The organism is Achromobacter sp. E1 (assembly GCF_037039475.1).
In the GTDB taxonomy this organism is placed as follows: domain Bacteria; phylum Pseudomonadota; class Gammaproteobacteria; order Burkholderiales; family Burkholderiaceae_B; genus Achromobacter; species Achromobacter mucicolens.
Window position 1 is genome coordinate 3,607,057 of sequence record NZ_CP146253.1, and the last position, 13,767, is coordinate 3,620,823.

At 68.0% G+C, this 13,767-nt stretch carries 12 protein-coding genes; 9 read left to right on the top strand and 3 right to left on the bottom strand.

Annotation, left to right across the window (positions count from 1 at the left end; genetic code table 11):
- Positions 1-176 precede the first annotated feature (176 nt).
- From sodB to xseA, 3 genes are all read right to left on the bottom strand, one after another.
- The gene (gene sodB / locus V6V88_RS16585) at positions 177-755 is read right to left on the bottom strand and encodes a superoxide dismutase [Fe] (protein WP_056324270.1); all 579 of its coding nucleotides are present in this window, start codon (positions 753-755) and stop codon (positions 177-179) included.
- Between the two features lie 154 nt (positions 756-909).
- Positions 910-4,119 carry an ankyrin repeat domain-containing protein gene (locus tag V6V88_RS16590; RefSeq protein ID WP_338615663.1) on the bottom strand — a complete coding sequence of 1,070 codons (3,210 nt, stop codon included), beginning with the start codon at positions 4,117-4,119 and terminating at the stop codon, positions 910-912.
- A gap of 45 nt (positions 4,120-4,164) precedes the next feature.
- A complete protein-coding gene (gene xseA, locus V6V88_RS16595) occupies positions 4,165-5,532 on the bottom strand; it encodes an exodeoxyribonuclease VII large subunit (RefSeq protein ID WP_223576072.1) in 1,368 nt (455 codons plus the stop codon).
- 349 nt (positions 5,533-5,881) lie between these two features.
- On the opposite strand from xseA, the gene V6V88_RS16600 reads away from it, so the two are divergent.
- From V6V88_RS16600 to V6V88_RS16640, 9 genes are all read left to right on the top strand, one after another.
- On the top strand, positions 5,882-6,505 hold the full coding sequence (locus V6V88_RS16600) for a MotA/TolQ/ExbB proton channel family protein (RefSeq protein WP_056324265.1): 624 nt from the start codon (positions 5,882-5,884) through the stop codon (positions 6,503-6,505).
- Entirely contained in the window at positions 6,502-6,915 is a 414-nt protein-coding gene (locus V6V88_RS16605; protein ID WP_062840673.1) for a biopolymer transporter ExbD, read from the top strand. The genes V6V88_RS16600 and V6V88_RS16605 overlap by 4 nt, the downstream gene beginning before the upstream one ends.
- Positions 6,912-8,072 (top strand): tetraacyldisaccharide 4'-kinase, encoded by a 1,161-nt coding sequence (gene lpxK / locus V6V88_RS16610; RefSeq protein ID WP_338615665.1) that lies wholly within the window; start codon positions 6,912-6,914, stop codon positions 8,070-8,072. Before V6V88_RS16605 ends, lpxK begins: the two co-directional genes overlap by 4 nt.
- 69 nt (positions 8,073-8,141) lie before the next feature.
- Positions 8,142-8,324 carry a Trm112 family protein gene (locus V6V88_RS16615; RefSeq protein WP_056324258.1) on the top strand — a complete coding sequence of 61 codons (183 nt, stop codon included), beginning with the start codon at positions 8,142-8,144 and terminating at the stop codon, positions 8,322-8,324.
- A gap of 10 nt (positions 8,325-8,334) precedes the next feature.
- Positions 8,335-9,099: a 3-deoxy-manno-octulosonate cytidylyltransferase gene (kdsB, locus tag V6V88_RS16620; protein WP_142054661.1), complete on the top strand. Its 765-nt coding sequence runs from the start codon at positions 8,335-8,337 to the stop codon at positions 9,097-9,099.
- A 91-nt stretch (positions 9,100-9,190) separates the two neighbouring features.
- Positions 9,191-9,847 (top strand): adenylate kinase, encoded by a 657-nt coding sequence (gene adk, locus V6V88_RS16625; protein ID WP_056324253.1) that lies wholly within the window; start codon positions 9,191-9,193, stop codon positions 9,845-9,847.
- A gap of 134 nt (positions 9,848-9,981) precedes the next feature.
- The gene (locus V6V88_RS16630; RefSeq protein WP_338615667.1) at positions 9,982-10,740 is read left to right on the top strand and encodes a 3-hydroxyacyl-CoA dehydrogenase; all 759 of its coding nucleotides are present in this window, start codon (positions 9,982-9,984) and stop codon (positions 10,738-10,740) included.
- Between the two features lie 103 nt (positions 10,741-10,843).
- Positions 10,844-12,403 carry a murein biosynthesis integral membrane protein MurJ gene (gene murJ / locus V6V88_RS16635; RefSeq protein ID WP_056324247.1) on the top strand — a complete coding sequence of 520 codons (1,560 nt, stop codon included), beginning with the start codon at positions 10,844-10,846 and terminating at the stop codon, positions 12,401-12,403.
- A gap of 195 nt (positions 12,404-12,598) precedes the next feature.
- The gene (locus tag V6V88_RS16640; RefSeq protein ID WP_062840668.1) at positions 12,599-13,570 is read left to right on the top strand and encodes a FecR domain-containing protein; all 972 of its coding nucleotides are present in this window, start codon (positions 12,599-12,601) and stop codon (positions 13,568-13,570) included.
- Positions 13,571-13,767: the final 197 nt, after the last annotated feature.

Sequence of the window (13,767 nt, forward strand, 5' to 3'; positions counted from 1 at the left end):
TAGGGCTTACCCTGAAGAGAAGCCAGTTCCCGTGTCAGTTTCGTGTAATGAAATCGACAGTCGACACCGGTTTTCGAAACTGAATTTTTCCTGAACAAAAGAAAACCCCTCGCCGGGGCGAGGGGTCGTTTTCACGGGGTGCGGCGCGGAGGCCGCACGGCGCCCGGGAACGGAAATCAGGCGAAGTTCTTGGCCGCGAAATCCCAGTTTGCCAGTGCCCAGAAATTCTCCAGATACTTGGGACGCGCGTTGCGGTAGTCGATGTAGTACGCGTGTTCCCAGACATCACAGGTGAGCAGCGGCTTGTCGGCCGTCGTGAGCGGGGTGGCGGCGTTGCTGGTGTTGACGATGTCGACCGAGCCGTCGGCCTTCTTGACCAGCCAGGTCCAGCCCGAACCGAAGTTGCCGGCAGCCGACTTGTTGAAGGCTTCCTTGAAGGCGTCGAAGCTGCCCCACTTGGCGTTGATGGCGTCAGCCAGCGCGCCGGTGGGAGCGCCGCCGGCCTTGGGAGCCAGGCTGTTCCAGTAGAAGGTGTGGTTCCAGACCTGAGCGGCGTTGTTGAAAATGCCACCCGAGGACTTCTTCACGATGTCTTCCAGCGACAGCGTTTCGAATTCCGTGCCCGGGATCAGGTTGTTCAGATTCGTGACGTACGTCTGGTGATGCTTGCCGTAGTGGAACTCCAGCGTTTCCTTGGAGATGTGCGGCGCCAGGGCGTCGAGTTCGTAAGGCAGGGGGGGAAGAGTATGTGCCATGTGATGGTTCCTTCTGTTGAGAGCACGATCAAGCCGGTCAATTGTATCGGCAACTCCTGAGGATACCGTGTTAACCCCGCGCTGGCGCGGGGTTAACAGGCACATGCTTATTACCGGGCCGTCCCAGCGCCCGCGCGCGACCGCGGGCATCGCGTCACTTCGTGTAGCGCAGTTCCCTGCCGCCGGACGTCTCGACCAAGGCGCCGTCGTCGGCCACGGCCAGGACTTTGTGCAGCGGCGCGCTGGCCGCGGCGTCGGGCACGTCGATATCGATGCGAATGGACCGGGTGGCCGGATCGATGCGGCTCACGTCCACCTCATGCCAGCGTTCGCCAGCCGGCAACGGCACGAATACGGCCAGGGACTTCAGCGTGCCTTCGGCGATGGGCACGCTGACGCCGTCCGCGCCTTCCGATCGGCGCGGCCCGCCGCCGTAATCGGCATCAGCCGACGACGCCGCCACATCGATGCTGACCGGCCTGCCGCGGTGATACACCCGCACTGTCAGCATGCCGGGCTCGGCGGGCAGACTGTCGGCGCGCACGCTGGCGATGGCTGAAAACGGCCGCAGCGGCGGCGTGTCCAGGAAAATCCGCTTGCCGTCGGCGCGCCAGGCTCCGCGCGCGTTGATGTCGACGGCGCCATAGCTCAGGAAGTATTCGAAGCTGCCGTCCTCGCGCAGCAGCAATTCGCTGCCGACCTCCCGAACACCGCTCAGAAAATAGTGTCCTGGAACGCGGATGGCTTCGGTGGATTTGTTCGCGGCCTTCGCGCCCAGGCGCCGGCCTTGCGCGGCCGGTGGCGCGCACTCCGCCTGCAGCGTGACGCCCGCGTCCTGCAGCGTCTTCGCGAAGACCGGATCGGACTGGCAGACGAGCGCCATGCGAAACGACTGCCCGGACGGCGCGACAGCCGCATCGAACCGCGCGCGATGCTGCGCCAGCAAGGCCAGCATCCCGGGCTGGCCAGTTTCTAGCGCAACCCATGCAGGCCCACGGCCCGAGGCGGCGCCGGCGTCAGGGCTCGCGCCCGCCTCCAGCAGCGCATCCGCCAGGTCTTGGCGGCCCAGTTGTATCGCAGCCGTCAGCGGCGTGTCGTCGCAGGCCACCGGCGCATCCAGGTCGGTTCCCGCGTCCTTGAACTGGCGCAGCACCTGGACCACGGTGTCGTGCCGCGCGGTGATCAGTTGCCGGCTTTGCAACAGCGTCGACACGACGCGCTCGGGCAAGCGGCGTCCATCACGCGCGCATGCCGATTCGTGGCCGGTGAACCCGGCCGCATGCAGTTGCGCAAAGTAGCCGGGCTTGTCGACCAGCACGAACTCGGCGTTGTCCGGCAGGCAGGCCTGCGCGATCGCCTGGCCATTCGCGGCACTCACGCGGCGCACCGTGCCGATGTCGCCTGACACCACGGCGGCGTTGAGCAGCGCGTACGGATTGGGCGCTGCCGGTAGCCGCGGGTCGTCGAAGCGGGCGCCGGCGCGCAGCAGCCGATCCAGCATGGCGGCGTCCTGACGGCCGATCAGCCAATACAAGGCGCTCTCGCCGTCCGGTGCGATGGCGGCCGGGTCCGCGCCCTTGGCGAGCAGCGCATCGACGACGGCGACGTGGCCGGACGTGGCCGCCAGCAACAGGGGCGGCGTGCCGCCCGCATCCTCCGGCCCGGCTGGCGCGGCATTCCGCCCGGCCGCCGGCGCCGGCGGATTCACCGGCACGCCAGCGTTGATCAGCATCAGGGCGAGCGCCGTATCGCTGTTTTCCAGCGCCTGGCGGATGGCGCCCGCGTCCAGGGTTTTCATGTCGAACCCCGCGTCCGCGAACATGCGCAGGACCGCCGCGCCCTGCCCGCCCGGTTGCCGCAACAGCTGCGCCACCGGCGAGTTGCCGGGATCCTGCAACGCCGCGCGCAAGGCGTCGGGCGTCATCGCGGACAAGAGGGTGCGCAGCAGCGTCGTGTCCCCGGCCCGCGCCGCGGCATCCAGCGCCGACTGGCGGTCGTAGCCGTCGCGCCGCAAGCCGGGATCGGCGCCCCCAGCGAGCAGCGTCTTAACGACGTCAGGCTTGCCGGCTTGCACGGCATCGGCCAGCGGGGTGTTGCCGTGCGGCTCCGCCAGGTCGCCATCGACCGGCGCCCCCAGGGCCAGCAGGCGCCGCACCGTCTGCGCGTCGCCGCGCTGTGCGGCCAAGTTCATGATGGGCCGGTTGCCCATCTCGGGTTTGGCGAAGAGCAGACCGCCTGAGCCCACCTGCGGGCCGCGTTGCGCAAAGGGCATGTCCGCGCGCAGCAGCAACCCGGCGGCTTCGGGGTGCCCGCCTTCGACCGCCGCCTGCGCCGCGTCCAGCCACACATCGCGTTCCCCGCTCTCGCCCCACCCCGTGGCGGGGATCGTGCGCGGACCCTGCTCCATCAAGAACGACACTGCCTGCGCATCCCCCTGGTAGGCGGCGAACGCCAGCGCGGTCAGCTCCTCTTCATAAGCGGGGCGGCTGCCCGAGGCGGCCAACGCGCGCAGCGCTTCTGCCCCCTCGGTCAATTCCACCAACGGGAGCCAGCACAGGAAGTCGGCCGCCGGCCGCACCCGGCCTTGTCCGTCCGTTATCGCGCTCGACGCGGCGGCCTTGTCCGCGGCGTCCAGCGCCGCATAGGGACGGCTGGCGCCGGCGCCGAACAAGGCAACCACCATCCGCGTCATGTTCTTGCGATCGACAAGGCGCGGCAGGTAGGTCATGCGCACCGCATATTCGAAATCGCGGTTCAGCAGGAATTCCAGGGGCGTTTCGTTGGCGTCGCCGCGTTGGTCCGGGTTGGCGCCCGCGGCCAGCAGCGCCTCGATCGTCTCCGGCGAGCCGTACAGCAGGGCCAGGTGCAGCGGCGGGCGCCGCGACTCGTACGTGATGTCATCCAGCGCGGGGTTGGTGGCCAGCAATGCCGCCAGCATCCGCGCGCGGGCCGGCAGGCCGGCCTCGTGGGCCTGGCGCAGCCGCGCGGAATCTTCCGGCGTCAGGTCCCAATACACGTACTGCGATCGCAGGCCGCGGGGCGGCATCAGCAAAGCGTGCAGCAACGGCACGCCGTTCAAGGCATAGTCGCCAGGGCGATCCACCTGCGCCAGCGCGGCCAGAAACGCCGCCTCATCGTTGCGGCTGACCGCCGCGAACAACGCCTCGGTCTGCGGGGTGTCGGCGTTTTTGTATTCGCGGTACGGCGACGCACAGTTGCAATCGGCGGCTGCGGCTGCGGTCGGCGTGACCGAGGGCGCGGTGGCTGCGGGCGCTGCCGCCGCCGCCACGGAGCCAACCCCCGTTGCCCATATCGCCGCGGCCAGACCGGTCGCCGCCCATTTCAGATTTCTGTCTTGGAACATCCTGCCGCCAGGGTTTGGGTGGAAAGGATTTGCGGCGCGGAAAGATCAGCTTGGGTCGCGCGTGGAACGCGTGGATTGCACCTGGACCTGCGCGCCGCCCTGCGCGAAGCTCAGGTCCAGCGGCTGGCCCGCCGATAGCGCGGCCGCGTCGCGAACAATGCGGCCCTGCTCGTCGCGCGCGATCGCGTAACCGCGCGCCAGCGTGTTCCCCGGATCCAACGCGCGCAACTGCGCGGATGCGGCGGCAAGCCGGTTGCGACGCTCGACGAGCAATCGCGCCTGGGCCTGGCCCAGACGGCGCACGGCGCCGGCCAGGCGTTCCGCGGCCCGACCCGTGTCGGGCACGCGATGACTGAGGCGCTGGGCCAGCAGATTGACCCGCGCGGTGCGCCGTCCTTGCGGCGCCGACCAGGCCGAGGCCAGGCGGTACTGCAGGCTGTTCAAGCGTTCGCGCTGGTGCTGCAAGCGCTGCGCCGGGGAAACGAGCTGCGCGGTGGCGCGATCCAGGCGCTGCGCCGCCCGCTCAAGCCGCCGTTGCTGGCCCCGCACCATGGTCTGCAGGGTCTGCATGACGCGGCCGAGCAATTCGGCGCGCGGCGCGCATGCCAGTTCTGCAGCGGCAGTGGGCGTGGGCGCCCGCAGGTCGGATACGAAGTCCACGATGGTGAAGTCGGTTTCGTGGCCCACGCCGCTGATGACGGGGATCTCGCTGACCGCCACCTGGCGCGCCAGGTCCTCGTCGTTGAAGCTCCAGAGGTCTTCGATGCTGCCGCCGCCGCGCACGAGCAGCAGCGTGTCCACTTCGGCTCGTTCATTGGCCAGACGCAATTGGGCGGCCAGCTTGCTCGCGGCGTCCGCACCCTGAACCGGGGCCGGATAGATGATGACCGGAACCTGCGGCGCCCGCCGGGCCAGCGCCGACAGCACGTCGCGCAGCGCCGCCGCATGCAGCGAGGTGATCACGCCGATTGCGCGGGGCAGCCGGACCGGCTCGCGCTTGCGGGCCGCATCGAACAGCCCCTCGGAAGCAAGCTGCTCTTTCAGTCGCAGAAAGGCCTCGTACAGATTGCCTAATCCTGCCCGTCGCATGGCGTCAGCCTGCAGCTGATAGTCGCCCCGCGGCTCGTACAGGGAAACCCGGGCGCGGATCTCGACCTGGTCGCCCGCCCGGGGCACGAAACCCACGGCGCTGGCGCGGCTGCGGAACATGACCGCCCGCACGGCGGCCCGGCTGTCCTTGAGCGTGAAGTACCAATGCCCGGATGCCGCCTGCGTGAAGTTGGAAATTTCTCCACGCACCCACAGCGCCGGGATGCTGCGCTCCAACAACTGCCCCACTGCTTGGTTCAACTGGGCAACTGTAAGGATTTCCCGCGCAAATGCGTTGTTTGTGACTGGGAGTTCAATTGTCATGGGGCTTTCCGATGCGAACCTGTCCACAGGGCAGGCGGAGCGGGCCGCAATGATACCGCGTCCCCAGGAATTTGCAGCAACGGCCCAGAAACGCAGCAAATTCGGTGTAAGTGCATGATTTATATATTCTTTATGCGATAAGGCGCTGCGCTCAATTGAAGCAAACAAGCGCAAGCCCTGTGCCCATAAGCCTTCTGGCTGAGTTCTACACAGAATTATCCACAGATTCTGTGGATAGCTTGGGATCGCCCCGCCTTGCCACATGCGCGCCGCGCCGTTACAGTTTCGGCTTGTTCAGACGCCACGACGCGCCCCCTCCGGCGCCTTCGGCTTCTCAGGAGTTGACGCTTTGCTTTCCATTCTGCGCGAGGCCGGCTGGCCCATCTGGCCCCTGCTGGCGACATCCGTGCTGGGCTTGGCGCTGATCTTCGAGCGCTTCCTGTCCCTGCGCCGAAGCCTGGTGATGCCGCGCGGCCTGAACGATCAGGTCGCCGATATGCTGCGCAATCACCAGGACACACCCGAATCGATCCACCGGCTGGAACGCAATTCGCCGCTGGGCCGCGTGCTGGCCGAAGTGATGCGTCACCGTCACCTGCCCCGCGAAGAGCTGCGCAACGTGGTCGAAGACACTGGCCGCGCCGTCGCACATGATCTCTCCCGCTACATTTCCGCCATCGGCACCATCGCCGTGGTCGCGCCGCTGATGGGCCTGTTCGGCACCGTCGTCGGCATGATCGAAATCTTCGGCTCCTACACCCCCGGCGGCGGCGATCCGGCCCAATTGGCGCGCGGCATCTCGATCGCTCTGTACAACACGGGTTTCGGCATTCTTATCGCCATTCCCGCCATGATCGCGCACCGCTACCTGCGCGGCCGCGTCGACAACTACCTCAATGCGATGGAACAGGCCGCCTCGCGCCTGATCCGCGCCCTCGCGCCGGCGCGCGCCCCCCGCGAGGCCCGTCCATGAATTTCCGCGGATCCCGGGGCGAACGCGATGAGCTGGACATCAACCTGATCCCGCTCATCGACGTCCTGCTGGTCATCCTGATCTTCCTGGCGGCCACCACTTCGTTCACGCGCTTCACGCAGTTGAAGGTAACGCTGCCGCAGGCGTCCTCCGAACAGGACACGCCGCCCGCGCTGGAAGTCGCGGTCAGCCAGGATGGCCGCTACGCCCTGAATGGCACCCTGATCGACGTCTCGACCCCGCCCGAAATCGCCGAGGCCCTGCGCCAGGCCGCGGCCGGCAAGACCGAGCCGCTCATCATCATCAACGCCGACGCCCAGGCCACCCACCAGTCCGTGATCAACATCATGGAAGCCGCCCGCCTCGCCGGCATCGGCCGCGTCAACTTCGCTGCCCAGACCAACCGTTGAAAAACAGACGCGCATCACTGCTGGCCCGCCAATGGCAGCGCGGCGGCTGGCTGTCCACCGCCCTGCGCCCCCTGTCCGCGCTGACCGCCTGGGCGGTGGCGCGCAAGCGCGAACGCTACACCAGCGGCGCCAAGGTGGCGTACCGCGCCCCTGTGCCGGTGGTCGTGATCGGCAACATCTACGTCGGCGGCACGGGCAAGACGCCGATGGTGATCGCCACGGTCGAGAACCTGCGGGCGCGCGGCTACACGCCGGGCGTGGTCAGCCGGGGCTACGGGGTCAAGGTCGGCCCACACCCCCGCGTGGGACTGGGCGACCTGGAAGCCGCCCGCTTCGGCGACGAACCGGCGTTGATCGCCCGCGCCACGGGTGCGCCGGTGTCCATCCACCCCAGGCGCGCCCTCGCCGCCCAGGCCTTGCTTGACGCCCATCCCCGGGTGGACGTCATTGTCTCGGACGACGGCCTGCAACACCTGGCGCTGGCGCGCGACATCGAAATCGTGGTGCAGGACCAGCGCGGGGTGGGCAACCGGCGCCTGCTGCCCGCCGGCCCGCTGCGCGAGCCCGCCAGCCGGCTGGCCGACGTGGACGCCGTGGTGACCAACATCGGCACGCCCGGCGCCGCTCCTGCGGTGTCCCTTTCGGTGTCTGACACCCTTGCGGCACGTTCGCAGCCTGACGGCCGTCTCCCCAGGGTGTCAGACACCGAAAGCGCCCCTCCGCGCCAGGTCCATATGTGGCTCGAACCCGGTCTGGCGCGCCATATCGGGGGACGCGACACGCAGCCGCTGTCCGCCTTTGCCGGCCAGCCCCGCATCGCGGCCGCGGCCGGTATCGGCAATCCGGAACGCTTTTTCACCACGCTGCGGGCAGCCGGCATCACGCTGTCCGCCACGCTCCCGCTACCCGACCACCACGACTACGCCACGTCGCCGTTCCAGGCGCTGGATGCCGACGTCATCCTGGTGACCGCCAAGGACGCCATCAAATGCGGCGCCCTGAACGATCCCCGGCTGTGGGAAGTACCCGTGCAAGCCGCGTTCTCCGACCCGGCGCTCTTTGACTGGCTGGCCGACGCGCTGCGCGCCCGAAAAGCGCGCCCGGGCCGAGGCCCGAACGGCGGCGCCAAAAACCGGGGTCACAACCCAACGGCGTAGCCGGCGGCTTGCCGCAAGCCCGACGAGCCGCGCGCTGTCCGGCGGCAAAACTGTTTTAGAATCCCGGTCATGGAATCCCGCCTTCTCGACATCCTCGTTTGCCCCTTGTGCAAGGGCCGCCTCGAACACGACCGCCAGCAGGCCGAGCTGATCTGCCGTGCGGATCGCCTGGCCTTCCCGATCCGCGACGGCATTCCGGTCATGCTGGAGTCCGAAGCGCGCGCGCTGGACGACGCCGCAGCCCCCCGCTGACCGCCGCATCGTGAGCTTCATCGCCATCATTCCGGCGCGCACCGCCTCGACCCGCCTGCCCGACAAGCCGCTTGCCGACATCGCCGGCAAACCCATGGTCGTGCGCACCGCGGATCGCGCCGCGCTGTCGGGCGCCTCGCAGATCTTCATCGCGACCGATGACCTGCGCGTGCAGCAGGCGGTGCAGGCGCACGGGCTGCGCGCCCTGATGACCCGCGGCGACCACCCCACCGGCACGGACCGATTGGCCGAGGCGGTCGAGCAACTGGGCCTGCCCGACGACGCGATCGTCGTGAACGTGCAAGGCGACGAGCCCCTCATCGAACCCGAACTCATCGACGCAGTCGCCGCCAAGCTGCAGGCCTATCCGCAGGCGGACATCGCCACCTGCGCGTGCCCGCTGGCCGACGCCGAGGCGCTGTTCAATCCCAACGTCGTCAAGCTCGTCTGCGCCGCGGACGATCGCGCGCTGTACTTTTCGCGCGCCCCCATTCCGTGGGCGCGCGACGCGCTGGCGGGCGGCGCACGCGTGCTGGCCGACGGCCTGCCCGCGTGGCATCACATCGGCCTGTACGCCTACCGCGCCTCGTTCCTGCGCCGGTTCCCCACGCTGCCGCAAGGCACGCTGGAACGCTTCGAATCACTGGAACAACTGCGCGCCATGGAGCATGGCCACACGATCGTCGTCCATCGGGCGTCGACGCCTCCTGCAGGCGGGGTAGATACCCCGGCCGACCTGGAGCGCGTCCGCTTGATCTACAGCAAACCGATATAAGGGTTATTTCGCATGGCGCAGCCCCGCATTGGCTGCTGCGTTGCGGCATAATCCCCCGGATCACAAAAAATAAACCCCTTCAGGAGCACTCATGCGTCTCATCTTGCTCGGACCCCCCGGCGCCGGCAAAGGCACCCAGGCTGCGTTTCTAACGCAGCACTTCGGCATTCCCCAAATCTCCACCGGCGACATGCTGCGCGCCGCCGTGAAAGCGGGCACCCCGCTGGGTATTGAAGCCAAGAAGGTCATGGACGCCGGCGGCCTGGTTTCCGACGAGATCATCATCGGCCTGGTGCAAGACCGCCTGACGCAGCCCGACTGCGCCAACGGTTATCTGTTCGACGGTTTCCCCCGCACGATCCCGCAGGCCGACGCGCTCAAGAGCGCCGGCGTCAAGCTGGACTACGTCGTGGAAATCGCCGTTCCCGAAGAAGACATCATTGAACGCATGAGCGGCCGCCGCGTGCACCAGCCCAGCGGCCGCAGCTACCACGTGCGCTTCAACCCGCCCAAGACCGAAGGCAAGGACGACGTCACCGGTGAAGACCTGGTCCAGCGCGACGACGACCGCGAGGAAACCGTGCGCCATCGCCTGTCGGTCTATCGCGAACAGACCCGTCCCCTGGTCGACTACTACTCGGCCTGGGCGCAGCAGGATCCCGCCGCCGCCCCCAAGTACCGCAAGATCTCCGGCGTGGGCGCGGTCGACGAAATCAAGTCGCGCCTGTTCGAAGCCGTTCAAAGCTGATCGGCGCCTCGACGGCCCAAAGGCCTTCGGCGCCGGCCGGACGCACCGCGTTCCGGCCCTGGCCCGAAGGCCTTGTCGCATCCGGCGCCCGGCGCGCCGCCTTCCTTCCCTTGAACTGATCTGGTGGTACACACATGGAAATCGCGAACAAGGTATTCATCGTTACCGGCGGCGCATCCGGCCTGGGCGCCGGCACCGCCCGCATGCTGGTTGAAAACGGCGCCAAGGTCGTCATTGCCGACCTGCAGGACGAGCCCGGCGAAGCCCTCGCCAAGGAACTCGGCCAGCGCTACGTGCACTGCGACGTGACGCAGGAAGCCGACGGCAAGAAGGTCGTGGCCGCCGCGCTGGAACTGGGCTCGCTGTTCGGCCTGGTGAACTGCGCGGGCGTTGCCCCCGCCGCCAAGATCGTCGGCAAGAACGGCGCGCATCCGCTGGCCCTGTTCCAGAAGGTCGTGTCGATCAACCTGATCGGCAGCTTCAACATGATGCGCCTGGCCGCCGAGGCCATGAGCGCCAATACGCCCGAGCCCACCGGCGAGCGCGGCGTGATGATCAACACGGCGTCGGTCGCCGCGTTTGACGGCCAGATCGGTCAGGCGGCCTATGCCGCCTCCAAGGCGGGCGTGGCCGGCATGACGCTGCCCATCGCGCGCGACCTGGCCAAGACCGGCATCCGCTGCATGACCATCGCCCCGGGCATTTTCGGCACCCCGATGATCTTTGGCATGCCGCAGGAAGTGCAGGATTCGCTGGCCGCCAGCATCCCCTTCCCCGCACGCCTGGGCCGGCCCGAAGACTACGCCAAGCTGGTCCACAGCATCATCACCAACGACATGCTCAACGGCGAAACGATCCGTCTGGACGGCGCCATCCGCATGCCGCCGAAGTAATCCAGCGCAATGGCCGGCCCGCCTGGGCCGGCCGTGCTGGCGGCCGGCATTCCGTCCCCATCCTCCGCGGCGATCCGGCCCGCATTCTCTTCAGTAGTCATCCATGAGCCTGTTCCGTTCGGCCGCCACGGTCAGCAGTTTCACGTTGCTGTCCCGTATTTCCGGCCTGGTCCGCGACATCCTGGTGGCCCGCGCCTTTGGCGCCGGCCCCATTACCGACGCGTTCTGGGTTGCCTTCCGCATTCCCAACCTGCTGCGCCGCCTGTTCGCCGAAGGCGCCTTCGCCCAGGCTTTCGTGCCCATCCTGGGCGCCGCGCGCAACAACCGCTCCGAGGACGAAGTCCGCACGCTGCTGGACCGCGTCGCCCTGCTGCTGACCGCCGCATTGATGCTGGTCACGCTGATCGGCATCATCGCGGCGCCCTGGGTGGTGTCGGCGATGGCCAGCGGCCTGCGCGGCGCGGCGCGCGACACCGAATTCGGCGCGGCGGTCTGGATGACGCGGATGATGTTCCCCTACATCCTCTGCATGTCCCTGATCGCCTTCGCGTCCGGCGTGCTCAACACGTGGCGCCGCTTCGCGGTTCCGGCCTTCACGCCCGTGCTGCTGAATCTGTCCATGATCGGCGCCTGCATCTGGCTTGCGCCGCGCATGGACGTGCCGGTGTATGCGCTGGCGGTCGGCGTCATGATCGGCGGCGTGGCGCAACTGGCAGTTCAGTGGGTCGCGCTGGCGCGCCTGGGCCTCACGCCGCGGTTTTCGCTGCGCTTTGGCCAGGCCTGGGCCGATCCCACCGTGCAGCGCATCCTCAAGCAGATGGCGCCCGCCACGCTGGGCGTATCCGTCGCGCAGATCTCGCTGCTCATCAACACCAATATCGCGACGTGGCTGACGCCCGGCAGCGTGACGTGGCTGTCGTTCGCCGACCGCCTGATGGAATTTCCCACGGCGCTCCTGGGCGTGGCGTTGGGTACCGTTCTGCTGCCAAGCCTGTCCGCCGCGCACGCCCGCGACGATCACGGCGGCTACAGCGCACTGCTCGACTGGGGACTGCGCCTGGTCCTGCTCTTGGGCCTGCCCGCCGCCGTCGGCATGGCGCTGCTGTCCGATGGGCTGGTCGCCACGCTGTTCCATTACGGCGCCTTTGACGCGCAGGACGTGTTGCAGACGCGCTTGGCAGTGATCTCCTACTCGGCGGGATTGATCGGCCTGCTTGCGGTCAAGATCCTGGCCCCCGGGTTTTACGCCAAACAGGACATCCGAACGCCCGTGAAGATCGCCATTGCCGTGCTGGTGGTGACGCAGCTGCTGAACGTGGCGCTGGTCCCCACGCTGGCGCATGCCGGACTTGCCCTGGCGATCGGCCTGGGCGCGTGCCTGAATGCCCTGGCGCTGTTGATCGGCCTTCGCCGCCGCGGCGTCTACCAGCCGGGCGCCGGCTGGACGGCGTTTGCCTTGCGCCTGGTGCCCGCCCTGGCCGGACTGGCCGCGCTGCTCTGGTATGCGGACACCCGCATCGATTGGATCGCCCTGCAGGCGCATGCCGGCCAGCGCGCGCTCCTTTTGGCCGGCGTTCTGGCCGCCAGCGGCGTGGTGTATTTCGGCATGTTGTTACTGTTTGGATTTCGTCCCAGGGACTTCGGACGACGCCCGAAGCCGTAATTCCCCCTGTTTGGGCTACATTGCCATCCAAAAGCCGGCCAAACGCCGGCTTTTCGCACTAAATTCGTCAAGAATTGACAAGCGGGCCGTAATCTTTGGTAAAAAACCTTTATGATTTAAAAATTGCGACTGAGAGGACCCCCTGCTGGCCCCGGCTGGCGGGAATATGAAGTGAAGTACGCCCAAGGACAACCCATGGCGGACCAGGTGATCAATTGGCTGTTACTGCTGCGCTCCGGCAAAGCAACGGCCCAGGACTACAACGACTTCCTGGCGTGGCGAGCGGCCGACCCTGTCCATGAGAACGCCTGGCAGCAATTGACGGGCACCCTGGCGGGATCGTCTTTCGGCCGGCTTGGCGATGTTTACGCCACCGGCAGCGGCGGCGGCGCCTCGGGCGCGGCCCCCTCGCTGATCCCTCCCCCGCCCGCGGCCATCATGCCGCCCCGCCGCCGATTCCTGACTGGTGCGCTTGCGCTCGCCGGTACGGGCGCGGCCGCCGCTTACGTCGGCAACGCCTTCTACCCGCTGAACAACGTCGCCGCCGACGCAGCCACGGCAACCGGCGAACGCCGCCGCTACCTGCTGTCCGACGGCAGCCAGCTTCTGCTCGACGCCCGCAGCCGCGTCGACCTGGATTTCACAGCCGCGTACCGCCAGGTCCGTCTTCTCGATGGCGCGGTCACGGTGTCGGTCGCGCCGGACGCCCGCCGTCCGTTCCTGGTCCAGACGGCGCAGGGTACGGTCCGCGCACTGGGCACCCGCTACATGGTGCGCCAGCAGGCGCAGCGCACGGTCGTGGTCGTGCACGAGCACGAAGTCGAAGTCGAGACCATGTCGGGCGCTCACGGCACCATCCGCGCCGGCACCGGCGCCCGCTTCGACAATGCCCGCATGGACACCCCCCGCGCAGAACTGATGGCCGAAGCCGCCTGGGAGTCCGGGTGGGTCGAAGCGCGCGGCCGCCCGCTGGCGGAAGTCATCGCCGCGCTGCGCCCCTATCGCAGCGGCACCCTGCGCGTGTCGATGGCCGCCGGAGGCCTGCCCGTGTCGGGCCACTTCCCCCTGGACGACACCGACGCCGCGCTGGACAGCCTGCAGGACCTGATGCCGATCCAGGTGCGCCGGTTCACGCCCTGGTTCGTGTCCATCAGCGTCGCGGCCTGACAACGACGGCCACGAAGGTCTGCCGGGCGCGGCGCTTTCCGTTGTATACTACGCACCGTGTTTTTATCCAGTAGGCGCCGCGAATTTTCCTCGCGTTTTCAAGAGGATCACTCGCAAGGGTTCTCCAACCCGGGGATTCTTCCCAGCAGCGCCCTCCCGCCCGGTTGACGGGCGCTCCATCGGTTGAAGCGACATTA